This is a genomic window from Verrucosispora sp. WMMA2044 (assembly GCF_027497155.1).
GTDB lineage: Bacteria > Actinomycetota > Actinomycetes > Mycobacteriales > Micromonosporaceae > Micromonospora > Micromonospora palythoicola.
This window is the reverse complement of sequence record NZ_CP114913.1, coordinates 3,358,568-3,381,629: the sequence shown is the minus strand read 5'-3', so window position 1 is coordinate 3,381,629 and position 23,062 is coordinate 3,358,568. Positions and strand designations below refer to the sequence as shown.

Here is a 23,062-nt window from a genome sequence, read left to right as displayed (position 1 = left end):
GTTTGGAAATCTTCGCGTTCGGAGATTGAGGCGCCATGTCTCTTACCCGGAACGCCGAAGCCACCGCCGCCCGTACGGCCGACAGCCGGTGGCTGGAACTCCTCGCCCGGGCCGGTTTCATCGGCTACGGGATCGTGCACCTGCTGTTCGGCTGGCTGGCGCTGCAGATCGCGTTCGGCAACTCGTCCAACGACGGCGACCAGTCCGGCGCGCTGCGTACCCTCGCCGCGCAACCCATGGGTCAGTTCCTGGTCATCGCCATCGCCGTGGGCATGCTCGCCATGGCGATCTGGCAGGCCCTCGAAGCGGCCGTCGGGCACCGCACCGAGCGGGGCAACGACCGGCTCAAGGAACGGATCGTCTCCGCCGCCCGTACGCTGATCTACCTCTGGCTGGCCTGGACCGCCTGGAAGGTCTTCTCCGACGCCAACTCCGACAGCGCCTCCCAGCAGCAGGGCCTGACCGCCCGGCTGATGGAGTCCACCGGGGGTCGCTGGCTGGTCGGCCTCGCCGGCCTGGTGCTGATGGGCATCGGCATCGGCATGGCGATCTACGGCCTCAAGAAGAAGTTCATGAAGCGGCTGAAGACCGGCGAGATGAGCGCCAAGACCCGGCAGCTCGCCCGTCGGCTCGGTATGGCCGGCTACGCCTCCCGGGGTGTCGCCTTCGCCGTGACCGGTCTGCTGGTCATACTGGCCGCGGTGAACTACGACCCGGAGAAGGCCCGTGGTCTGGACGCCGCGCTGCGGACCCTGCGTGAACAGGCGTTCGGCACCATCCTGCTGACCCTCATCGCGCTGGGCATCGCCGCTTTCGGCGTCTACTGCTTCCTCCAGTCCCGCTACCGCAAGGTATGACCTTCTCCTCCCCGGCCACCCCCGCGGTGGCCGGGGCCGGCGATCCAGGGCACCATTGCCCCTTTGCCGGATCTTGATTGCCCGCACGCCGGACACCACCACCGGGATCGCCGTCGGGCCGGAAGGAGAAGCAACACGTGCACAGCTACCTCGTGACGGTCGTCGCCGCGCTCGCCGCGGCGGCGATCGCTCTTGCCGTGGTCGAGGTGGTGCACCGCCTCACCCGTCGCTGGGGCCGCAAATCACTGCTGCTGACCGAGTTGACCCAGCACGCGCACCGCTCGTTCCAGGTCGCCGCCACCGTGCTCGCCGTGCAGTTCGCCGTCCGGTTCAGCACCGGGTACGCGATCGGCACCGGCTGGCGCCAGGCCCTGCTGCACCTGCTGGTGCTGGCCATCATCGCCACCGCGGCCTGGCTGGTCGCCTCGCTGCTCGTGGTGGTCGAGGACACCGCGCTCGCCCGGTTCCGGGTGGACGTGCCGGACAACCGGCACGCCCGGCGGGTACGCACCCAGGTGGTGATGCTGCGCCGGGTGACGATAGTGGTGATCGTCGTCATCACCCTCGGCGTGATGCTGATGACCTTCCCCGCCGTGCGGGGCATCGGTGCCGGCGTGCTCACCAGTGCCGGTGTGGTCGGTGTGGTCGCCGCCCTGGCCGCGCAGAGCCTGCTGGGCAACGTCTTCGCCGGCCTGCAACTGGCCTTCAGCGACGCGGTACGCCTCGACGACGTGGTGGTGGTCGAGGGGGAGTGGGGTCGGATCGAGGAGCTGACCCTCAGCTACGTGGTGGTCCAGGTCTGGGACGACCGGCGGTTGATCCTGCCGACCTCCTACTTCACCAGCAAGCCGTTCCAGAACTGGACCCGGACCGAGGCGAAGGTCCTGGGCACGGCCGAGTTCGAGGTCGACTGGTCGATCCCGGTACAGGCCATGCGGGAGGAGCTGCGCCGGCTGGTCGAGAGCACCGAGCTGTGGGACGGCCGGGTCTGTGTCCTCCAGGTCACCGACGCGACCGGCGGGACGATCAAGGTTCGCGCGCTGGTGAGCGCCAGCAACGCGGGCGCACTGTGGGACCTGCGCTGCCTCGTGCGGGAACACCTGGTCGCCTGGGTACGCGACCACCGGCCCACCGCGATGCCCCGCCTGCGTACCGAGGTCGGCGACGGCGGCAGCGACCTGGCGTGGCAGTGGATCCAGCCGCGGCACTCGACGCGCCGTCGGGCCGAGGCCGAGGTGCCCGACGACGCCCGGCTCTTCGGTGGCAGCGACGACGGCCACGCCCGCAACGAGGCGTTCGTCGGCCCCGACGAGACGGTCGAGGCTCGGCAGCCCGCCGAACCTCGCCGCTGACCACCTCGTTATCCACTCGGATGCGCAGGTTTGGCGCGGCGTCCGGTGGGGACGTGCTGCCCGACGCTTCTGCCCCCTTTTTCGGGAACAGGATTGACGAGCGGCGACTCCGGGCATACAGCGCGGTGATGACGAGAGGGGGACAGCATGGCTGACGTGGCGAACGCCCGTACGTCCCACAACGGGCGGATATCCCACAACGGGACGGAGCCGTCCACCGCCGAACTGGTCCAGCGGGCGACCGAGCAGGTCTCGCGCCTGGTTCGGGACGAACTCACGCTGGCCCGCGCCGAGCTGACCGAGAAGGGCAAGCAGGCCGGCATCGGTGTCGGGCTGTTCGCCGGGGGCGGCGCCCTCGCCTTCTTCGGCCTGGGGGCGCTGGTGACCGCCGCGATCCTCCTGCTGGCCCTGGTGCTGCCAGCGTGGGCTGCCGCGCTGATCGTGGCGGTGGTCCTGTTCCTGGTCGCCGGCGTGCTGGCGTTGATCGGCAAGCGCCGGGTCAGCCGTGCGGTCCCGCCGGTGCCCGAGGCGACCGTGCGCAGCCTACGGGCCGACGTCGACGTGGTCAGCGCCGCCGTGAAGGACAGGGGACGGGCATGACAGGTAACGGTACGGGTGACACGGAGGCGCTGCGGGAGGAGATCCGGCGAACCCGCGTCGAGTTGGGCGAGACGATGGAGGCGCTGGCCGCCAAGGCCGACGTGAAGAAGCGACTGAAGTCCTCGGCGGACCAGGCGCGGGAGCGGGTACGCGAGCAGGCTGCGATGACGGTCGCCCGGGTACGCGCCCAGGCCGGCCTGAACCACCAGCAGGGTCCGAGCCGCCAGGGACCCGCGCCGTTCGTCGCGCTCGCGGCCGGTGCGCTCGCCGCCGCCGTGGTGTTGATGATCATCAGAGGGAGGCGTGCGTGAGCAAGGGAATCGGCAGGGCCGCCTACAAGCCGGTCGGCGTGCTGATGGGCTTCGCCGCCGGCGCGATCGCGGGCGCGGTCTTCCGGCAGGTGTGGAAGATGACCGCCGGTGACGGTGAGGCGCCGAACCCGACGGACGAGGACCGTCGCTGGGGGGAGATCCTCGCGGCGGCCGCCTTGCAGGGCGCCATCTTCTCGGTCGTCCGGGCGGCGGTGGATCGGGGCGGTGCGGTCGGCGTCCGTCGGCTGACCGGTAGTTGGCCGGACTGAAGGTCCGTCTCGAGGCCCTCTCATCGGTTGCCGGTGAGGGGGCCTTTCGCGTTGCCCCACCGCCTCCGCCCGACGGATTCGACGCATCCGTCAGGTCACATGTCGGAGAATTTCGTCGGCTAGGCTCTGCACAGTTTTTGCGTACGTGGTTAAGCTGTTCCACGCTGTTGAGAGACGGCGTGGGTTGAGAGAAGTCTCCTTCACCGGGGGCCGCCTCAGACACCGCTGCTCGAAAACGGCCAACCGGCCGCACGGTGTGCTCGGCCGCCAGTTTTAGAAGGAGATACACATGGCGCAGGGAACCGTGAAGTGGTTCAACGCTGACAAGGGCTTCGGCTTCATCACCGTCGACGGCGGGGGTGCTGACGTGTTCGTCCACTTCTCGGCCATCCAGACCAGCGGCTACCGCACGCTGGAGGAGAACCAGCGGGTGGAGTTCGAGATCGCCCAGGGCCAGAAGGGTCCGCAGGCCGAGCAGGTCCGCCCCCTCTGAGGCACCGGTCGGCGACCGTCGGCCAGTGGCGAGGCAGTCCCCGAATCAGTGCGAAGCCCCGCGTCCCATCGGACGCGGGGCTTTCCGCATCGTCGCCGCAGGTGCCTCAGCGGCGGTCGCGGGCGCGGACACCGAGCCAGAGCAGAGCCAACCCGACCAGTACCAGCAGCGGCCCGAGTACCGCCCAGAGCCGCTGGCCGGTCATCACGCTGCCCTCGACGTAACCGAGTCCCTGCACCGTCCACACCGCACCGACCACCACGGCCAGCAGACCGAGCGTGAGCCGGAGCCATCCGGTCATCACCGTCTGCCGCCGCTGTGGCTCGCCACCCGGCCGTGCGTCGCCGGGCGCCGCGGGCGGCCCACCACCGGCCGGCCCGCCGTCGAACGGGCGGTCGCCGGGCCCACCGCTCACCATCGGTGGTGCACCTGAGGGCGGATCAGGTCGTCGTAGACCGCCGCCACCTCGGCCAGTTCCCCAGGGGACAGTGGGGCCTGGCCAGCCACTGCGGCGTTGCCGCGGGCCTGGATGGCGTCGCGGGCACCCGGAATGACCACGGTGACGCCCGGTTGGTCGAGCACCCAGCGCAGCGCGAACTGGGCCATGGTGCGGTCCGCGCCCACCAGCGGGGCGATCCGCCGCACCGCGGCCAGGCCGGTGGTGAAGTCCACCCCGGAGAAGGTCTCGCCGACGTCGAACGCCTCCCCGTGCCGGTTGTAGTTGCGGTGATCGTCGGCGGCGAACGTGGTGTGCTCGTCGTAGCGGCCGGAGAGCAGGCCACTGGCCAGCGGGACGCGGGCGATGATGCCGACCCCGGCGGCCGAGGCGGCCGGCAGCACCCGTTCGAGCGGCTTGTGACGCAGCGCGTTGAGGATGATCTGCACGCTGGCCACCCCGGGGCGGGCGATCGCGGTGAGCGCCTCGTCGCAGGTCTCCACGCTGACGCCGTACGCGGCGATCCGCTTCTCGGCCACCAGGGTGTCGAGGGCGTCGAAGACCTCGTCGGTGCCGAAGACGGCCGTCGGCGGGCAGTGCAGCTGCACCAGGTCCAGTGTGTCCACGCCCAGGTTCGTCCGGGACCGGTCGGTCCACCGGCGGAAGTTGTCCAGGGTGTACGCCTCGGGCGTCTGCGCCACCCGCCGGCCCATCTTGGTCGCCACGGTCAGCCCGGCGTCGGGGCGTGCCGCCAGGAAGCGTCCGATCAGCTGTTCGCTGCGCCCGTCGCCGTAGACGTCGGCGGTGTCCAGGAAGGTGACCCCGGCGTCGACCGCGGCGGTCAGCACCGCCATCGCGTCGTCCTCGGTGACCGTGCCCCAATCGGCGCCGAGCTGCCAGGCGCCGAGCCCGACCACGCCGACCTGGCGATCCATGCGGGGGAACGTGCGTTGCTCCATACGGTGAGCCTAGTGACCCGGCTTGCCTCGGCGGTGGCCGGGCCGTACGGTAAACAAGACGGACGTACGGTTTGTGAGAGGTGGGCGTGGTCATGTGGGATCCGACGGCGTACCTACGCTACGGCGACGAGCGCTCCCGGCCCTTCCACGACCTGCTGGCCCGGGTGGCGGCCGACCGTCCCCGGCGGGTTGTCGATCTCGGCTGCGGACCCGGCACCCTGACCGCCGTGCTCGCGGCCCGCTGGCCGGACAGCCGGGTGGTCGGCCTGGACTCGTCGCCGGAGATGATCTCGCGGGCCGCCACGCTGGACGTCCCGGCCCGCTTCGAGGTGGCGGACGTGCGCGACTGGCGTCCCGAGCCGGACACCGACGTGGTGGTCAGCAACGCGGTGCTCCAGTGGGTGCCCGGCCACCGGGACCTGCTCGTCCGCTGGGCCACCGAGCTGCCGGCCGGTGCCTGGCTGGCGGTGCAGGTGCCGGGCAACGTCGACGCGCCCTCGCACCGGGCGCTGCGCGAGGTCGCCGGTCGGCCACCGTGGCGGGCGGCGTTGACCCCGCTGCTCGACGAAGCACCGGTCGCCGAACCTGTCGACTACGCCGGGTCCCTGGTCGCCGCGGGCTGCACCGTCGACGCCTGGGAGACTACCTACGTGCACCTGCTGGCGGCCGGTCCCGATTCGGACCACCCCGTGCTGACCTGGCTGGAGGGCACCGCCCTGCGCCCGGTCCGAGCCGCGCTGGACGCCGCCGGCTGGTCCGCCTTCCGGGCCGCGCTGGCGGTACGCCTCGCCGAGGCGTACCCGGTGCGGCACGGCCAGGTGTACTTCCCGTTCCGACGGATCTTCGTCGTCGCCCGTACCGGTCCCGCCCAGGAGAACTCGTGACCGACCTGCGTACCTTCATCGCCGGACTGCCCAAGGTGGAGCTGCACGTGCACCACGTCGGCTCCGCCTCGCCCCGCATCGTGGCCGAGCTGGCCGCCCGGCACGAGGGACGCAGCCCCGTCCCGGCGGACCCCCAGCTGCTGGCCGACTACTTCGTCTTCCGCGACTTCGCCCACTTCATCGAGTTGTACCTCAGCGTGGTGGACCTGGTCCGTGACCCGGACGACGTCTGGATCCTCACCCACGAGGTGGCCCGGGAGTTGGCCCGCCAGCAGGTGCGCTACGCCGAACTGACCGTGACGCCCTACTCGCACGTGCACCGCGGCATCCCGGCACCGGCGTTCTGCGAGGCGATCGAGGACGCCCGTAAGCGGGCCGCCGCCGACTTCGGCATCGAGCTGCGCTGGTGCTTCGACATTCCCGGCGAGGCCGGCCTGCCGGCGGCCGAGGAGACGCTGCGGATCGCGCTCGACGAACGCCCCGACGGGCTGGTCAGCTTCGGCCTCGGCGGCCCGGAGATCGGCGTGCCGAGGTCGCAGTTCAAGCCCTACTTCGACCAGGCTCGCGCAGCCGGGCTGCGGTCGGTGCCGCACGCCGGTGAGACCACCGGTCCGCAGACGATCTGGGACGCCCTGCGCGAGCTGGGCGCGGAACGCATCGGCCACGGCATCTCCGCCGCGCAGGACCCGGACCTGCTCGCGTACCTGGCAGAGCGGCGGATCGCGTTGGAGGTCTGCCCGACGTCGAACGTGCGTACCCGGGCGGTGGCCCACATCGACGAGCATCCGTTGCGCCGGCTGGTCGACGCCGGGGTCCTGGTGACCATCAACTCCGACGATCCGCCGATGTTCGGCACCACCCTCGACGACGAGTACGCGGTCGCCGCCCGGCTGCTCGACACCGGCCCGGACGGGGTAACCGAGCTGGCCCGCAACGCGGTGACCGCGTCCTTCCTCGACGAGACCGGCAGGCGGCGGATCCTGGCGGAGATCGACACCTATCTCGCCGACCGGCGCGGCTGACGCCGTCGCCCGGGTGCACCGGCCAGGTGGCGCGCGGCGGGAGGAGGTGTGGGGGGACCGTGTCTCCCGCCGCGCGCACGGCTCCACCGGCCGACGGCGCTGGGAGCGACAGGCCGGTGGAACTGCTGGGTTCGCCAGCGATCCTGTCAGCCGGGACCGGTCGGGTGGAACGGGGTTAATTCGGATCTAAGGAAGACTTGCGCCCTCGCACAGCCCGAAGCGACCGGTCCGCACTCCGGAGTGTCTGACCGTCAGCGGTCCGTCGGGCGCTGTCGGGGCCAGCGGCGGCCACCGGCCTTCTGCTCCCGGCCCTCCCGGGCCATCCGGCCCACCAGACCGAACCGGCTGACCTGGCGCGGCGTCGCCTCCGGGTCGGCCAGCAGCATCACCACACTCGCCCCGCCCAGGTGCGCCCGGTCGATGCTGACCGAGCCGTTGGCCTGCAACGCCACCCGCTTGGCGATGTCCAGCCCCAGGCCGGTGGAGCCCTGGTCGCTGGCGCCGCGCCGCAGCGCCCGATCCGGGTTGGCGATACCGGGGCCGGCGTCGTCGATCCGGATGGCCACGTAGCCGTCGCGTCGCGACACCGCCACCTCGAACGCGGTGCCCTGCGGGGTGTACCGGAACACGTTGCCGATCACGGCATCCAGGGCGGCGGCCAGTTCGGCCCGGGGAACCGGCGCGGGGATCCGCAACTGGGCACCGGAGACCCGGTGCGGGCGGTTCTGGTCACCGGCGAGGGCAGCCCAGAACACCATCCGATCCCGGACCACCTCGCTCACGTCGCACGTCGCCGGTGGCGCGGCCTCGGTCGCCACCGCCTTGCGGGTGGTCTTGATCAGGACATCGATCTCACCCTCCAGGGTGACGATCGCCTGCCGGATCCGCCGGATGCCACGCCGGTAGTCCAGCTCGGCCTGACTGAACGAGCCGACACTCGTGTCGTCGGACTCCAGTGCCTCGGCGTCGAGCCGCAGCACGGTCAACGGGGTACGCAGCCGGTGGGACAGGTCCGCCACCAACTCCCGCTCCTCGGTGCGCGCCGCCACCAACCGTTGCGCCATCCGGTTGAACGCGTGGCCGGCCTCGACCAGCTCGCGCGGGCCGTTCGGCTCGACCCGCACGCCCAGGTCGCCGTCGCCGATCGCGAGCGCCGCCTTGACCAGGGCCCGGCTCGCGTCGGCCGCCCGGGCGGCGAGCCGGTCCACCACGAGCATCGCGGCACCCACAAGCGCGACGGCCACCCCGATCAGCAACCACCACCGGCCACCACCGGCGTCGAGCGCGGCGTCCGGCACGAAGACCTCCACCACGGCGGTCCGCTCGCCCAGCACCACCGGATCGAGCCGCAGCACCCCGCCGTCGACATCGACGACGAGCGACCGGCCCTGCTCCCGGGCCCGCGCCAGCTGCGCCGCGTCGGCTCGTCCGGTGGTGGAGTCCACGTCGAGCCCGTGCACGACGGGCCGGGTTGCCGGGTCGCCGCCGCTGGCCTCGATCGCCCGGGTGACGACCTCCGCGTCGGTGCTGATGGCCAGGGCCCCGGTCACCAGCGCACTGCGCCGGGCCGCGTCGGCGATCGCCTCCTCGCGTGCCTGCCCGCCGAGGGTCAGCCCGAGCGGCACGAGGAAGGCCAGCGCCAGCAGGGTGCCCACGCCGGCCGTCAACAGGGCCAGCGCCGGTCTCAGTCCGGCGCCACCAGCCGGAAGCCCACCCCCCGCACGGTGCGCAGGTAGCGCGGCTTCGCCGCGGACTCGCCCATTTTGCGCCGTAGCCAGTACAGGTGAACGTCGATGGTCTGATCCTCGCCGACCGATGGCTGCCGCCATACCTCCTCCAAGAGCTCCCGCCGGGACACTACCCGGCCAGGACGGGCGGCGAGATACGCCAGCAGGTCGAATTCCTTGCGGGTCAGCGCCAGCGCCGCACCGTCGAGGTGGGCACTGCGCTCGCCGACGTCCACCCGCAGCCCACCCACGCTGTGCACGGCCGGCTGGGTGGAGCGGCTGGCCCGGCCCGCGCGGCGCAGCACCGTGGTGATCCGGGCGTCCAGGTGCGCGCCGGTGAACGGCTTGATCATGTAGTCGTCGGCACCCGCTCGCAGCAGCTTGACCACGGACTGCTCGTCGTCGCGGGCGGTCGCGATGATGATCGGCACGTCGGTGATGCCCCGGAGCATCCGCAGCGCGTCCGAGCCGTCCAGATCCGGCAGGCCGAGGTCGAGCACCACCAGGTCCGGCGTCTCGGCGGCGACCCGGCGCAACGCGTCCAGCGCGGTGCCGACCGCGTGTACCGCGTGACCCCGGTCGGTGAGGGAACGAAGCATCGCGCCGCGTACGACGTGATCGTCTTCGACCAGGAGGACGGTGGCCACCCAAGCACGGTACTCGGGGCGGCAAGTGCGCCGTGATTGCGCCCACCCCGGGTACCGGTCAAGCTGGTGTGACCATGACGTTCACCCTCTATCCGGACACCCGCCTGGCCCTCGCGCGGGACAGCCTCGTCGGCCTGTCGGTCGGCGACGCCCTCGGCTCGCAGTTCTTCGTTCCCGGCCGGCACCCCGCCGACCTGACCGCCGACCGGCTCCCGCCACCGCCCTGGCAGTGGACCGACGACACCGAGATGGCCTGCTCGGTGCTGGCCCAGCTGGCCGAGGCGGGCCGGATCGACCGGGACGCGCTGGCGCTCGACTTCGCCGAACGCTGCGAGCCGTACCGTGGCTACGGAGCGGGAGCGGTGCGCATCCTGCGCCTGATCCGGACCGGCACCCCGTGGCCGGTCGCCGCCGCGTCCGCGTTCGACGGGCAGGGCTCCTGCGGCAACGGCGCGGCGATGCGGGTCGCCCCGTTGGGGGCGTACTTCGCCGACTCGACCAGACGGGTGGTCGAGTCGGCACAGGCGTCGGCCGAGGTGACCCACGCCCACCCGGAGGGGATCGCCGGTGCGGTGGCGGTCGCGGTGGCCGCCGCCCGAGCCGTCCGGGCCCGACTGGACGGGGACCGGCCGGACCCGGGTCGCCTGCTCGCCGGCGTCGCCGCCGCCGTGGACCCGGCGACCGAGGTGCACCGGGGCGTACGCCGGGCGGCGGAGTTGCTCGGCCGGCCGCTGCCGGAGGTGGTGGACGCGCTCGGCAACGGCTCCCGCGTCACCGCGCAGGACACCGTCGCCTTCACGTGCTGGGTCGCCGCCACCCACCTGGACGACTATCCGGCCGCGGTACGCGCCTGTGTCGAGGCGGGCGGCGACGTGGACACCACCGCGGCCATCGTCGGCGGGATCGTCGCCGCGTACACCGGGGTGGCCACCGAGCGTGGGGTGCCCGCCGACTGGCTGGCCGCCCGGGAGCCGCTACCCGACTGGGCCGGCTGACCCAAACCCGCCGCGCCCGCCGCTCAGCGGGCCGGCTGACCGGACCCGCCGGCGCCCGCCGCTCAGCGCCGCGCGCCCGCCTCGACCACGTCGGAACCGGCACCCTCGGGCGTACCCGCCGCACCGGAGGCGTCCGCCCCGTCGCCGGGCGTCCCGACCTCGACCGTTCCGGCTGCCGGCCGCTCGCCGGGCCGCTCCTCGTCGAGCACCGAGCGGTCGATCTCCTCGGTGGCGGCGCGGCGTCGGCGGCTGATCAGCCAACCCACCACCGCGCCGCCGCCGAGGCCGGCGACCAGCCCGGCGGCGAGCAGGCTGTTCGCGTTCGGGCCGCCGCCGGAGGTGGCGGTGGTGGGCGGCGCCTCGACGGGCGCCGCGCCGCCGGGGGGCGCGCCGTGCCCGCCGTGGGCGCCCGGGTAGGCCGGGTCACCGGGCACCAGCGTGAGCGCCGGCAGCGGACGCTGGCCGGGACCGGCACCCCAGCGCACCTGGAGACCGTCGGCGTACGTCTGCACCAGCTCGAAGGTCAGCCGTTCGGTCTGCGGCAGCGGGGCCATCGAGAACACCAGCCGAGCCGGGCCCTCGCCCGCCTGGCCCTTCGCCCGCGACCAGATCAGCGAGGCGGTCACCACGTCGGTGGCCGGGCCGTGCATGCCGGACACCGGCCGGTCCAGCTTCCGGGTGGTGATCGTCGGCGCCCAGCCCTCGACCGACAGCGGATACACCTCGGCGATCGGCGGATCCTCGGGAATCGTGATCTCGATCTTCTCGGTACGGACACCGGGCCGTTCGTCGGGCACCACGAATTCGAGCTTCACCGCGTTGCCCTGCTGTGCCTCGGTCGGGGTGAAGGTCACCCCGTCGGCCCACGCCGTGGCGGGCCAGAGCAGCACCACGGCCGTGGCCAGGGCGGCCACCAGCGCGCCCCGGCGTCGACGGCTCGGGCCGTGCGTCATCGCCATCTGGGTTCCCATCCGTGTCCACGCGGCCGGAACCGGCTCCGGCCACACCCGGTAGTTCGGATCCGGGGCCGGAAAGGTTCAACGGTGGCGGGAATCGGCTGCCGTCGGTGTCGACGGCGGTGGCGTCCCGGGCGCCCGATAGCATCAGTGAGCCGACATCGGCACCATCCGTCACGTCTGCTGCGAGGAGTCATCCGTGTCCGCACCCCGTACCCCCGCCGTGGCCGACCCCGTCGTCGTCGCCGCCGGGACCACGGCGGCCGACGCGGTGGCCGCGGCCGGGCTGCCCACCAACGGCCCCCGGGCGACCGTGGTGGTCCGCGACCCGCACGGCGTGCTGCGCGACCTGGACTGGCGACCGGCCGAGGAGACGACCGTCGAGCCGGTCGCGCTGGACTCCCCGGACGGGCTGAACGTGCTGCGCCACTCCACGGCCCACGTGCTGGCCCAGGCCGTGCAGGACATCTTCCCGCAGGCGAAGCTCGGCATCGGCCCGCCGATCGACAACGGCTTCTACTACGACTTCGCGGTGGACAAGCCGTTCCAGCCCGACGACCTGGGCAAGCTCGAGAAGCGGATGCAGGAAATCATCAAGTCGGGGCAACGGTTCCGGCGTCGCCGCTTCGACAGCCTGGACGAGGCGAAGACCGAGCTGGCGGCCGAGCCGTTCAAGCTGGAGCTGATCGACGTCAAGGGCGAGGGACTGGACTCCTCCGAGGTGATGGAGGTCGGCGGCGGTGAGCTGACCATCTACGACAACCTCGCCGCCGACGAGGACAAGGTCTGCTGGTCGGACCTGTGCCGGGGGCCGCACCTGCCAAACACCCGGCTGATCGGCGCGTTCAAGCTGATGCGCTCGGCCGCCGCGTACTGGCGGGGGTCGGAGAAGAACCCGCAGTTGCAGCGCGTGTACGGCACCGCGTGGCCGACCCGCGACGGGTTGAAGGCGTACCTGAAGCTGCTGGAGGAGGCCGCCCGGCGCGACCACCGCAAGCTCGGCGCGGACCTGGACCTGTTCAGCTTCCCCGACGAGATCGGCTCGGGCCTCGCGGTCTTCCACCCCAAGGGCGGCATCATCCGCCGGGAGCTGGAGGACTACTCGCGTCGCCGCCACGAGGAGGCGGGGTACGAGTTCGTCAACAGCCCGCACATCACCAAGGCGCAGCTCTTCGAGACCTCCGGGCACCTGCCGTACTACGCCGACACGATGTTCCCGCCCATGCAGTTGGAGGGCGCGGAGTACTACCTCAAGGCGATGAACTGCCCGATGCACAACCTGATCTTCCGGTCGCGCGGACGGTCCTACCGAGAACTGCCGCTACGGCTGTTCGAGTTCGGCACCGTCTACCGGTACGAGAAGTCGGGTGTCGTGCACGGCCTCACCCGGGTACGCGGTCTGACCCAGGACGACTCGCACATCTACTGCACCCGGGAGCAGATGCCCGGCGAGCTGACCACCCTGCTGTCGTTCGTGCTGGACCTGCTGCGCGACTACGGCCTGGACGACTTCTACCTGGAGCTGTCCACCCGCGACGACTCGCCGAAGTTCATCGGCTCGGACGACGACTGGGCCGAGGCCACCGAGGCGCTGCGCACCGCCGCCGAGACCTCCGGCCTGCAACTGGTGCCGGACCCGGGCGGCGCCGCCTTCTACGGTCCGAAGATCTCGGTGCAGGCCAAGGACGCCATCGGCCGGACCTGGCAGATGTCCACCATCCAGGTCGACTTCAACCAGCCGGAGCGGTTCGGCCTGGAGTACCAGGCCGCCGACGGCACCCGACAGCGGCCGGTCATGATCCACCGGGCCCTCTTCGGTTCGATCGAACGGTTCTTCGGCGTGCTCACCGAGCACTACGCGGGAGCGTTCCCGGCCTGGCTGGCTCCGGTGCAGGTGGTCGGCATCCCGATCCGCGACGACCACGCCGACTACCTGCACGGCTTCGTCGCCGCGCTGCGCGCGGAGGGGATCCGGGCCCAGGTGGACGCCGGTGACGAGCGGATGCAGAAGAAGATCCGCACCGCGCAGCAGCAGAAGATCCCGTTCATGGTGATCGCCGGCGACGACGACGTGGCCGCCGGCACCGTCTCGTTCCGTTACCGGGACGGCTCCCAGCGCAACGGGGTACCGCTGGCCGAGGCGGTCACCCACGTCCTGGACGTGGTCACCTCCCGGACCAACACCGGCCCCTCCGCCGAGATGTGACGGCCGGTCAGGGCCGTAGGATCGCCGGTGTGACTGGGGCGGAGGAGCACACCGACAGGGACATGGCCGACGGGCTGGACCGGCTCTGGACGCCCCACCGGATGACGTACATCTCCGGCGAGGACCGGCCCGAGGGCGGTTACGAGCGACCTTCGGGGTGCCCGTTCTGCCTGGCCCCGGCCCGCCCGCCGGAGGAGAGCCTGGTCGTGGCACGTGGCGGGCACGTGTTCGTGGTGCTCAACCTGTACCCGTACAACCCGGGGCACCTGTTGGTCTGCCCGTACCGGCACGTGGCCGACTACACCGACCTGGACGGGCCGGAGACGGCCGAGCTGGCGTCGTTCACCCAGACCGCCATGCGGGTGATTCGCAAGGTCAGCAGTGCCCACGGCTTCAACCTGGGCATGAACCAGGGTGGGGTGGCCGGTGCCGGCATCGCCGCCCACCTGCACCAGCACGTGGTGCCCCGGTGGGGCGGCGACGCCAACTTCATGCCGGTGATCGGGCGCACCAAGGTCCTGCCGCAACTGCTGGGCGACACCCGCGACCTGCTCGCCCGCGCCTGGCCCGCCTGACCCAGGGCGCCTCTCCCGCCCGCGCCGCGCCGTCTTCGCCCGCGCGCGGCGGCGACCTCTTGGTACGCGCCCTTGCTCTGCTTCAACCCACGCAGCGGTCACGCAGTGAAGTCGATGCGTGTCGGTAAGCAGAGCAAAGGCGACGCGATGCGGAAGGGGATTCGCCGGCCATCCGCAGGTCGTCCGCGACGCGGGGCGGCAGCGACGAAACCGCGCCGGATCGGCCCCCGGTCGGGTGATCCGTACGCCCGCCGGTGCCCGTACGGATGGTCGTGCTGGATCTTCGTCAACGTCTGTCCGAAAGATGGCACGATGCGCCGGTGGTGGAGGCGACGCGGAGACTGGGCCGCAGCGGCATCGCGGTCAGCGCCCTGGGCATGGGCTGCTGGGCGATCGCCGGCCCGTGGACCGTGGGGCGCACACCGCTGGGCTGGGGGGCCGTCGACGACGAGGAGTCGGTGCGGGCGATCCGCCGCGCGCTCGACCTCGGCGTGACCCTCTTCGACACCGCCGACAGCCACGGCGCGGGACACGGAGAACGAATCCTCGGGCGGGCCCTGGGCGGCCGCCGTGACGAGGCGGTGATCGCCACCAAATGGGGGTACACGTTCGACGAGCGGACCCGGCAGGCCATCGGGCCCGACGCCTCACCGGCCTACCTGCGCCGGGCGGTCCGGGACTCGCTGCGCCGTCTCGGCACCGACCGGATCGACCTCTACCAACTGCACCTGGCCGACCTGCCCGTGCCCCGGGCATGCGAGCTGATCGGCGCGTTGGAGGACCTGGTGGCCGACGGCCTGGTCCGCGCGTACGGCTGGAGCACCGACCGGGCCGACCGGGCGGCGGCCCTCGGGCACGACGCCCCACACGCCACCGCCGTGCAGCACAGCCTGTCGGTGCTGCGGGACGCACCCGACCTGCTCGCCGTCTGCGAGAAGTACGACCTGGCCAGCGTCAACCGTGGTCCGCTCGGCATGGGGCTGCTCACCGGCAAGTACCGTCCCGAGTCGGTGCTGCCCCGCGACGACGTGCGCGGAATGACCTCGGGTTGGTTGGAGTGGTTCCGGGGTGGGCGGCCGGCACCGGAGTGGCTGCGTCGGGTGCAGGCGGTCCGGGCGGCGTTGACCGCCGACGGGCGCACCCTGGCCCAGGGGGCGCTGGGCTGGATCTGGGCGCGCAGCGACCGGGCTGTCCCGATCCCGGGCTGCCGCACCGTCGCCCAGGTCGAGGAGAACGCCGCCGCGCTCGCCCTCGGCCCACTCGCCGCCGACCACTTCGCGGAGGTGGAGCGGCAGCTAGCCGCCCTGCGGGCCGCCGCGCTGCGGGAGGCCGACCGCCCCTACTGGCCCAGCCCGATGCTGCCCACCGCCCGCCCCTGACCGGTCAGCCGTGCTCCTTGCGGATCTGGTCAGCCAGGTGGGCGGGCATCGGGTCGTAGCGGACGAAGTGCCGTCGGAAGGTGCCGGCTCCGGAGGTCATCGCCCGCAGCTCCACGGCGTACCGCAGCAGCTCGGTGACGGGCACCTCGGCGCGTACCAGGGTGCGCCCCTCGGCGGCCGGGTCCGGCTCGGTGCCAAGCACCCGGCCACGTCGGCCGGACAGGTCGCCCATCACCGCGCCCACGTTGACGTCGGGCACCCGTACCGTCACCTCGTCGACCGGCTCCAGCAGCGCCGGCTGCCCCCGGTCGGCGGCGTCGCGCAGGGCCAGCGCCCCGGCGGTCTGGAACGCGGCGTCGGAGGAGTCCACGCTGTGCGCCTTGCCGTCGACGAGCGTCACCCGCAGGTCCACCACCGGGTGGCCGGCGACCAGGCCGCGCTCCATCTGGGCGCGTACCCCCTTCTCCACCGAGGGGATGTAGTTGTGCGGGACCGCGCCGCCGACCACCCGGTCGACGAACTCGAAGCCCCCGCCGCGCGGCAGCGGCTCCACCTCGATGTCGCAGACGGCGTACTGTCCGTGCCCACCGGACTGCTTGACGTGCCGGCCGTGCCCCCGGGCCGGCACGGTGAGCGTCTCCCGCAGCGCCACCCGCACCGGCTCGGTGTCCAGCTCGACGCCGCCCGCGCGCAGCCGGTCGAGGACCACGTCGGCGTGCGCCTCGCCCATGCACCACAGCACCAGCTGGTGGGTCTCCGGGTTGCGTTCCAGCCGCATCGTCGGGTCGCCGGCGACCAGCCGGCCGAGGTTGCGGGCCAGGGCATCCTCGTCGGCGCGGGACTTCGCCACGATCGCCACCGGCAGCAGCGGCTCCGGCATCTCCCACGGCGCGATCAGCAGCGGGTTCTCCTTGGCGGAGATGGTGTCGCCGGTCTCCGCGCTGCCGGACTTGGTGATCGCGCAGATGTCACCGGCCACCGCCACGCCCACCTCCCGCAGGGTGGCACCGAGCGGGCTGTAGAGGTGGGCGATCCGCTCGTCGGCGTCGTGGTCGGGGTGGCCACGTTCGGCCAGGCCGTGCCCGGACACGTGCACGGTCTGCTCGGGGCGCAGCGTGCCGGAGAAGACCCGGACCACGCAGACCCGCCCGACATGCCGGTCGATGGTGGTCCGTACCACCTCGGCGACCAGCGGGCCATTCGGATCGCAGGTCAGCGGCGGTCGTGGGGAGCCGTCCACCCCGGTCACCGCGGGCAGTGCGTGCTCCGGCGGGGCGGGGAAGCCGGCGGTGAGCACCTCCAGCAGCGCGTCCAGGCCGACCCCGGTCGCCGCGCAGACCGGCACCACCGGATAGAAGTGGCCGCGGGCGACCGCCTTCTCCAGATCCTCCACCAGGATGGCGGCGTCGATCTCCTCGCCTTCGAGGTACCGGTCCATCAGGGTCTCGTCCTCGCTCTCGGCGATGATCCCCTCGATCAACTCGTTGCGGGACTCGACGATGGCCGGCAGGTGCTCCGGGTCGGGCTCACGTACCTGCGGCGGCAGCCCAACCGTGTAGTCGAAGACCCGCCGCGTGATCAACCCCAGCAGGCCGACGGTGGATTCGCCGTCGTCACCGAGCATCGGCAGGTAGAGCGGAAGCACGTTGTCGCCGAAGACCCGCTGGCACAGCGCCACCGCCTCGTCGAAGTCGGCGCGGGGGTGGTCCAGCCGGGCCACCGCGACCGCCCGGGGCATGTCCACCGCCGCGCACTCCTCCCACAGCGCCGCGGTGGCCGCGTCCATCCCGTCGACCGCCGAGACCACGAACAGCGCGGCGTCGGCGGCCCGCAGCCCGGCGCGCAACTCGCCGACGAAGTCGGCGTAGCCCGGCGTGTCGAGCAGATTGATCTTGATCCCGTCGTGCAGCAGCGGCGCGCACGCCAGGGCGACCGAACGCTGCTGGCGGACGGCGGCCGGGTCGTGATCGCAGACGGTGGTGCCGTCGGTGACCGAGCCGGCCCGGGAGATCGTGCCGGAGGTTGCGAGCAACGCCTCGACAAGTGTCGTCTTGCCCGCTCCGGAGTGCCCGACGAGCACCACGTTGCGGATCCTGGCGGGGTCGGTCACCACCGGTACGCCGGGGGCTCCTCTGTCCTGACTCCTCTGCGCCATCGGGCGCACCTCCCTCAGCCGGTGGTGGTGGGTGGCGACCGCCGCACGCGACGGGGATGCGGCCCGGGCGGGGTGCTGCGGCGATATCCTCCGGTGATTCGCTGGGGACCGGGCAGTCAACAGGCGGCGGGGTGAGCCGGGTCACCCTTCTGGCTCGATCTCACACCCGATGCCGGGCCGACACAACCCTCTCCGGCCAGCCGCCGCGCCGGGTTGAGCGTGGCTGGTCAGCCGGGCGGTGTCGCCGGTCCAGGGCCGACCGTTATCGTGGGACCGCCATGGCGAAGATCTTCCAAGTGTCGGCCCGCGCGGGGATGACCCGCGTCGTGGAGCCGATCGCCCGCAGCCTGCTGCGCGCGGGCGTGTCCCCCAACGCGGTCACCGTCGCGGGCACCCTCGGGGTGCTCGCCGGCGCGCTCGGCTTCGGCGCCCGCGGCCACCTGGTCGCCGGTGCGCTGATCGTGACGGTCTTCGCGCTCACCGATCTGCTCGACGGGACGATGGCCCGGATGAGCGGCGGGTCGACCCGGTTCGGCGCGTTCCTCGATTCCAGCATGGACCGGGTCGCCGACAGCGCGGTGTTCGGCGCGGTCGCGTTCTACCTGGCCACCGAGGGCGACCGCGCGGGGCTGGCCGCCGCGCTGATCTGCCTGGCCGCCGGAGGGCTCGTGTCGTACGTCAAGGCCCGCGCCGAAGGGCTCGGGATGACCTGCAACGTGGGCATCGCCGAGCGTACGGAGCGACTGCTGATCGTCGGTGTCGGCGGCCTGCTCGCCGAGCTGGTCCACCCGGTGGCGCTGCCGATCGCGCTCTGGCTGCTCGCGGCGGTGTCCCTGTTCACCGTCGGCCAGCGGATGCGCCACGTGTACCGGCAGGCCCAGCAGGTCGACGTGCCGGGCGGCCACGGGTGAGCGGCACAGCCGGACGGAGCACCGGGTGAACCTCACCGAGTTCGGCTTCCTCGCCGGCTGGCGGCTGGTCCGCGCGCTACCTCGACCGGTCGCCGCCGCCGCGTTCACCGCCGGGGCCGACCGCGCTCACCGCCGCCGGGGGGCCGGGGCCACCCGGCTACGCGCCAACCTCCGCCGCGTGGTCGGTCCGGAACTGCCCGAGGCCGAACTCGACGACCTGGTCCGCCGGGGCCTGCGGTCGTACGCCCGCTACTGGATGGAGGCGTTCCGCCTGCCGTCGCTGAGCCGCGACCAGATTCTCGCCGGATTCCGACTGGACGGCACCGAGTTGCTTGCCGCCGACGTGGCCGCCGGCCGGGGTGCGGTGGTAGCCCTGCCGCACGCCGGCAACTGGGACATGGCCGGCGCGTGGGTGGTGGCGAACGGGTGGCCGTTGTCCACCGTCATGGAACGACTCAAGCCGGAGGGCGTCTATCGGCGGTTCACCGCGTTCCGGGAACGGCTGGGGATGGAGATCCTGCCCACCACCGGCGGCGTCCGGCCGCCGCTGGACGTACTGACCGACCGGTTGGCCGCCGGGGCGGTGGTGCCGCTGCTGGCCGACCGGGACCTCTCCGCCCGGGGCGTGGAGGTGGACTTCTTCGGCGGCCGGACGCGGATGCCGCCCGGTCCGGCGCTGCTCGCGTTGCGTACCGGCGCACCGCTGTACGTGGCGTCGATGTGGTACGAACCGGATGCGGCGTGCGCCTCGCTGGAGGGCCCGCTGCCGGTGCCGGGGCCCGAGGCGGGCACCCTCGACGTACGGGTCAGGTCGCTGACCCAGCGGATCGCCGACGGTCTCGCGGCGGGCATCGCCCGGCATCCGGAAGACTGGCACATGCTGCAACGGATGTGGCTGGACTGAGGGGACGGGCGCAATGCGGATCGGCATCGTCTGCCCGTACTCCTTCGACGTCCCGGGCGGGGTGCAGAACCACGTCATGGACCTGGCCGAGGCGTTGATCGGGCTGGGCCACGAGGTGAGTGTGCTCGCCCCGGCGGACGAGGACTCGCCGCTGCCGTCGTACGTGGTGCCCGCCGGGCGGGCGGTCCCGCTGCCGTACAACGGCTCGGTGGCCCGCATCGCGTTCGGCCCCGTCTCCACCGCGCGGGTCCGCCGGTGGATCACCCGGGGCGACTTCGACGTGCTGCACGTGCACGAACCGCTGACGCTGAGCCTGTCCATGCTCGCCGTGCTCTCCGCCCGGGGACCGGTGGTGGCCACCTTCCACACCGCGATGACCCGCTCCCGGGTGCTCGCCGCCGCCCAGGGGGTGCTCCAGATCCTGCTGGAGCGGATCACCGCACGGATCGCGGTGAGCGCCCTGGCCCGCAAGGTGCAGGTCGAGCACCTCGACGGCGGCGCGGTGGAGATCCCGAACGGGGTGGCGGTGGCCAAGTACGCCGGGGTCGAGCCGCTGTCCGGCTGGCCGGGGGCGTGCGGGCCGGGTACCGGCGGCACCCTCGGCTTCCTGGGCCGTTTCACCGAACCCCGCAAGGGGTTCCCGATCCTGCGCGACGCCTTCGTCGAGCTGGCCCGGCAGCGTCCCGGGCTGCGCCTGCTGGTCGCCGGCCCCGGCGACCCGGACGACCTGTTCAACCGGTTTCCGGCCGACCTGCGCGACCGGGTCACCTTCCTCGGGCTGGTGCCCGAGCCGGAGAAGGCGCGCATGCTGCGCAGCGTGCACCTCTACGTGGCACCCAACACCGGCGGCGAGTCGTTCGGCATGATCCTCACCGAGGCGTTGGCGGCCAGCACCACGGTCGTTGCCAGCGATCTCGACGCCTTCCGCCGGGTGCTCGACGGCGGCCGGGCCGGCAGGTTGTTCCCCACCGGAGACGCGGTGGCGCTGCGGCAGACGATCGCCGAACTGCTGGACGATCCGGACCAACGGGCGGAGCTGACCGCCTGCGGCGACCAGGTGGTGGCGAATTTCGACTGGCCCGTGGTTGCCCGCCGGGTTCTGGAGGTATACGCAGCGGCGATCGAGGCGACCGACGGGCGGGTGATCGACCAGGAGTGGGCGGGGCCGGACTGATCGGAAGGAACGGGAGCAGCACTACGATGCCGGGCATGTGGTGGGTGGTGGGCGCGACGGTGGTCGTCGCCCTGGTGGCGGTGTACCTGATCTGGACCGCCGGCCGGGTCGAGCGGCTCCAGGACCGCGCCCAGCTCGCCGCCCGTGCCCTGGACGCCCACCTGCTGCGTCGGGCCGCCGCCGCGGCGGTGCTGGCCGAACGTCGCTACGGCGTCGAGCTGTACGCGGCGGCACGGATCGCCCTCGACGCCCAGCCGGAGGAGCGGGAGGCGGCCGAGAACGACCTGACCCGGCAGCTGCGGGCGGTGCGGCTCGACCCCACCGACGGCGACTGCGAGGCGGTCATCGCGGCCAGCCGGCGGCTCGCCCTGGCCCGCCAGGTGCACACCGACCTGGTCCGCGACGCCCGGTCGGTGCGCAGCCGGCCGCTGGTGCGGCTGTTGCGGATGGGACGCGGGCACACCTGGCCGCGCTACTTCGACATCGACGACCCGACCCTGACCGTCCCGGCCGCCGACGTGCCCATCCGCTGAGCCGCCCGCCCGGGGTGACGGCGGCCACACAGCAGGCCACCACGGGGTTGATTGGCTGTCGGAGCGGCGCCGGCCCGCGCGTAGCATCTGCGCTGCCACCTCCCGAGGACGCCTGAGGAGCGACGACGTGTCCGAGACGACTTCCCCGAACACCGCCACCCCGGTAGTCGGCACCGCGCGGGTGAAGCGCGGCATGGCCGAGATGCTCAAGGGTGGCGTGATCATGGATGTGGTCACCCCCGAGCAGGCCAAGATCGCCGAGGACGCCGGCGCGGTCGCGGTGATGGCCCTCGAACGGGTACCCGCGGACATCCGCGCCCAGGGCGGGGTGTCCCGGATGAGCGACCCCGACATGATCGACGGCATCATCAACGCGGTCTCCATCCCGGTCATGGCCAAGGCCCGCATCGGCCACTTCGTGGAGGCGCAGATCCTCCAGTCCCTCGGGGTGGACTACGTCGACGAGTCCGAGGTGCTCACCCCGGCCGACTACGCCAACCACATCGACAAGTGGGCGTTCACCGTGCCGTTCGTCTGCGGCGCGACGAACCTGGGCGAGGCGCTGCGCCGGATCACCGAGGGCGCCGCCATGATCCGCTCGAAGGGTGAGGCCGGCACCGGCGACGTCTCCAACGCCACCACCCACATGCGGAAGATCCGCCAGGAGATCCGCCGCCTGTCGTCGCTGCCCGCCGACGAGCTGTTCGTCGCGGCCAAGGAGCTGCAGGCACCGTACGAGCTGGTCAAGGAGATCGCCGAGACCGGCAAGCTGCCGGTGGTGCTGTTCACCGCCGGTGGCATCGCCACCCCGGCCGACGCGGCGATGATGATGCAGCTCGGCGCCGAGGGCGTCTTCGTCGGCTCGGGCATCTTCAAGTCCGGCAACCCGGCCCAGCGGGCCGCCGCCATCGTCAAGGCGACCACCTTCCACGACGACCCGGACGTGCTGGCCAAGGTCTCCCGGGGTCTCGGGGAGGCGATGGTCGGCATCAACGTCGACGACATCCCGCAGCCGCACCGCCTCGCCGAACGCGGCTGGTGACCCACCGGTGACGGCACCCGTGATCGGTGTCCTCGCCCTCCAGGGCGATGTCCGCGAACACGTCGCGGCCCTGACGGCGGCGGGCGCGCAGGCCCGCCCGGTACGCCGGCCGGCGGAACTGGACGCGGTCGACGGCCTGGTCATCCCGGGCGGGGAGTCCACCACGATCAGCAAGCTGGTCGACATCTTCGAGCTGCGCGACCCGATCGACAAGCGGATCGCCGATGGGATGCCGGTCTACGGCTCCTGCGCCGGCATGATCATGTTGGCGGCCGAGGTGCTCGACGGCCGGCCGGACCAGCGCGGCTTCGACGGCATCGCGATGACCGTCCGCCGCAACGCCTTCGGCCGGCAGGTCGACTCCTTCGAGGCGCCGGTGGAGATCACCGGCATCCCGGGCGGACCGCTGCACGCGGTCTTCATCCGCGCGCCCTGGGTCGAGCGGGTCGGCGAGAACGTGGAGGTCCTCGGCACGGTGTCCGACGGACCCGCGTCCGGCCGGATCGTCGCCGTACGCCAGCACAACCTGCTGGCCACCTCGTTCCACCCGGAACTCACCGGCGACCCCCGCCTGCACGCCTACTTCGTCGACCTGGTCCGCACCGCCCGCTGACCCCGACACCACCCCTGCGCCGCCGCGCTGCGCCGAGGCGTGCCGGCAGTTTCGGGGAAACT

At 72.5% G+C, this 23,062-nt stretch carries 24 protein-coding genes; 18 read left to right on the top strand and 6 right to left on the bottom strand.

The window, feature by feature from the left end; all coding sequences use genetic code 11:
* Positions 1-35: 35 nt before the first annotated feature.
* The 6 genes from O3597_RS15335 (at position 36) to O3597_RS15310 (ending at position 3,882) form a co-directional block, all read left to right on the top strand.
* The gene (locus O3597_RS15335; RefSeq protein ID WP_164445250.1) at positions 36-857 is read left to right on the top strand and encodes a DUF1206 domain-containing protein; all 822 of its coding nucleotides are present in this window, start codon (positions 36-38) and stop codon (positions 855-857) included.
* A 137-nt stretch (positions 858-994) separates the two neighbouring features.
* Complete coding sequence (locus tag O3597_RS15330) at positions 995-2,209, top strand: mechanosensitive ion channel domain-containing protein (protein WP_281601553.1); 1,215 nt, start codon at positions 995-997, stop codon at positions 2,207-2,209.
* A gap of 147 nt (positions 2,210-2,356) precedes the next feature.
* Positions 2,357-2,809, top strand: a complete 453-nt coding sequence (locus tag O3597_RS15325; protein WP_164445248.1) for a phage holin family protein — start codon at positions 2,357-2,359, stop codon at positions 2,807-2,809.
* Positions 2,806-3,120, top strand: coding sequence for a DUF3618 domain-containing protein (locus O3597_RS15320; RefSeq protein ID WP_164445247.1), 315 nt, complete (start codon positions 2,806-2,808; stop codon positions 3,118-3,120). Before O3597_RS15325 ends, O3597_RS15320 begins: the two co-directional genes overlap by 4 nt.
* A complete protein-coding gene (locus O3597_RS15315; protein WP_164445246.1) occupies positions 3,117-3,389 on the top strand; it encodes a DUF4235 domain-containing protein in 273 nt (90 codons plus the stop codon). The genes O3597_RS15320 and O3597_RS15315 overlap by 4 nt, the downstream gene beginning before the upstream one ends.
* Positions 3,390-3,678: 289 nt before the next feature.
* Complete coding sequence (locus O3597_RS15310; RefSeq protein ID WP_011905669.1) at positions 3,679-3,882, top strand: cold-shock protein; 204 nt, start codon at positions 3,679-3,681, stop codon at positions 3,880-3,882.
* Between the two features lie 106 nt (positions 3,883-3,988).
* Here the strand turns inward: O3597_RS15310 and O3597_RS15305 are convergent, their stop codons facing one another.
* Together O3597_RS15305 and O3597_RS15300 are read right to left on the bottom strand one after the other, a co-directional pair.
* Complete coding sequence (locus O3597_RS15305) at positions 3,989-4,183, bottom strand: hypothetical protein (protein WP_281604548.1); 195 nt, start codon at positions 4,181-4,183, stop codon at positions 3,989-3,991.
* 110 nt (positions 4,184-4,293) lie between these two features.
* Positions 4,294-5,277 (bottom strand): aldo/keto reductase, encoded by a 984-nt coding sequence (locus tag O3597_RS15300; RefSeq protein ID WP_281601552.1) that lies wholly within the window; start codon positions 5,275-5,277, stop codon positions 4,294-4,296.
* Between the two features lie 92 nt (positions 5,278-5,369).
* Here O3597_RS15300 and O3597_RS15295 point away from each other — a divergent pair, with 92 nt between their 5' ends.
* Entirely contained in the window at positions 5,370-6,161 is a 792-nt protein-coding gene (locus O3597_RS15295; protein ID WP_281601551.1) for a trans-aconitate 2-methyltransferase, read from the top strand.
* Positions 6,158-7,183: an adenosine deaminase gene (locus O3597_RS15290; protein ID WP_281601550.1), complete on the top strand. Its 1,026-nt coding sequence runs from the start codon at positions 6,158-6,160 to the stop codon at positions 7,181-7,183. Before O3597_RS15295 ends, O3597_RS15290 begins: the two co-directional genes overlap by 4 nt.
* A 251-nt stretch (positions 7,184-7,434) precedes the next feature.
* On the opposite strand, the gene O3597_RS15285 is transcribed toward O3597_RS15290, so the two are convergent.
* Together O3597_RS15285 and O3597_RS15280 are read right to left on the bottom strand one after the other, a co-directional pair.
* Positions 7,435-8,850, bottom strand: coding sequence for a HAMP domain-containing sensor histidine kinase (locus O3597_RS15285; protein WP_281601549.1), 1,416 nt, complete (start codon positions 8,848-8,850; stop codon positions 7,435-7,437).
* Between the two features lie 17 nt (positions 8,851-8,867).
* Positions 8,868-9,557 carry a response regulator transcription factor gene (locus tag O3597_RS15280; protein ID WP_164445242.1) on the bottom strand — a complete coding sequence of 230 codons (690 nt, stop codon included), beginning with the start codon at positions 9,555-9,557 and terminating at the stop codon, positions 8,868-8,870.
* A 74-nt stretch (positions 9,558-9,631) separates the two neighbouring features.
* On the opposite strand from O3597_RS15280, the gene O3597_RS15275 reads away from it, so the two are divergent.
* Complete coding sequence (locus O3597_RS15275; protein ID WP_281601548.1) at positions 9,632-10,552, top strand: ADP-ribosylglycohydrolase family protein; 921 nt, start codon at positions 9,632-9,634, stop codon at positions 10,550-10,552.
* A 62-nt stretch (positions 10,553-10,614) separates the two neighbouring features.
* On the opposite strand, the gene O3597_RS15270 is transcribed toward O3597_RS15275, so the two are convergent.
* On the bottom strand, positions 10,615-11,511 hold the full coding sequence (locus O3597_RS15270; RefSeq protein WP_281601547.1) for a DUF1775 domain-containing protein: 897 nt from the start codon (positions 11,509-11,511) through the stop codon (positions 10,615-10,617).
* Positions 11,512-11,707: 196 nt separating this feature from the next.
* Between O3597_RS15270 and thrS the strand changes: the two genes are divergently transcribed.
* From thrS to O3597_RS15255, 3 genes are all read left to right on the top strand, one after another.
* Entirely contained in the window at positions 11,708-13,714 is a 2,007-nt protein-coding gene (thrS, locus tag O3597_RS15265; protein WP_164445239.1) for a threonine--tRNA ligase, read from the top strand.
* 62 nt (positions 13,715-13,776) lie between these two features.
* Positions 13,777-14,289 (top strand): HIT domain-containing protein, encoded by a 513-nt coding sequence (locus O3597_RS15260; protein WP_166457969.1) that lies wholly within the window; start codon positions 13,777-13,779, stop codon positions 14,287-14,289.
* 320 nt (positions 14,290-14,609) lie between these two features.
* Positions 14,610-15,668 (top strand): aldo/keto reductase, encoded by a 1,059-nt coding sequence (locus O3597_RS15255; RefSeq protein ID WP_281601546.1) that lies wholly within the window; start codon positions 14,610-14,612, stop codon positions 15,666-15,668.
* Between the two features lie 4 nt (positions 15,669-15,672).
* Here O3597_RS15255 and O3597_RS15250 read toward each other — a convergent pair whose 3' ends face one another.
* Positions 15,673-17,823: an elongation factor G-like protein EF-G2 gene (locus O3597_RS15250; RefSeq protein ID WP_281601545.1), complete on the bottom strand. Its 2,151-nt coding sequence runs from the start codon at positions 17,821-17,823 to the stop codon at positions 15,673-15,675.
* A 278-nt stretch (positions 17,824-18,101) separates the two neighbouring features.
* Here O3597_RS15250 and pgsA point away from each other — a divergent pair, with 278 nt between their 5' ends.
* The 6 genes from pgsA to pdxT all read left to right on the top strand — a co-directional run bounded on the left by pgsA (position 18,102) and on the right by pdxT (position 23,000).
* A complete protein-coding gene (gene pgsA, locus O3597_RS15245; protein WP_164445235.1) occupies positions 18,102-18,734 on the top strand; it encodes a phosphatidylinositol phosphate synthase in 633 nt (210 codons plus the stop codon).
* A 25-nt stretch (positions 18,735-18,759) separates the two neighbouring features.
* Positions 18,760-19,638, top strand: coding sequence for a phosphatidylinositol mannoside acyltransferase (locus O3597_RS15240; RefSeq protein ID WP_281601544.1), 879 nt, complete (start codon positions 18,760-18,762; stop codon positions 19,636-19,638).
* A 13-nt stretch (positions 19,639-19,651) separates the two neighbouring features.
* Positions 19,652-20,812 carry a glycosyltransferase family 4 protein gene (locus O3597_RS15235; RefSeq protein WP_164445234.1) on the top strand — a complete coding sequence of 387 codons (1,161 nt, stop codon included), beginning with the start codon at positions 19,652-19,654 and terminating at the stop codon, positions 20,810-20,812.
* A 26-nt stretch (positions 20,813-20,838) separates the two neighbouring features.
* Positions 20,839-21,345 (top strand): hypothetical protein, encoded by a 507-nt coding sequence (locus O3597_RS15230; protein ID WP_164445233.1) that lies wholly within the window; start codon positions 20,839-20,841, stop codon positions 21,343-21,345.
* Between the two features lie 127 nt (positions 21,346-21,472).
* Positions 21,473-22,387: a pyridoxal 5'-phosphate synthase lyase subunit PdxS gene (gene pdxS, locus O3597_RS15225; RefSeq protein ID WP_164445232.1), complete on the top strand. Its 915-nt coding sequence runs from the start codon at positions 21,473-21,475 to the stop codon at positions 22,385-22,387.
* A gap of 7 nt (positions 22,388-22,394) precedes the next feature.
* A complete protein-coding gene (pdxT, locus tag O3597_RS15220; protein WP_281601543.1) occupies positions 22,395-23,000 on the top strand; it encodes a pyridoxal 5'-phosphate synthase glutaminase subunit PdxT in 606 nt (201 codons plus the stop codon).
* The last annotated feature ends 62 nt before the right edge of the window (positions 23,001-23,062 follow it).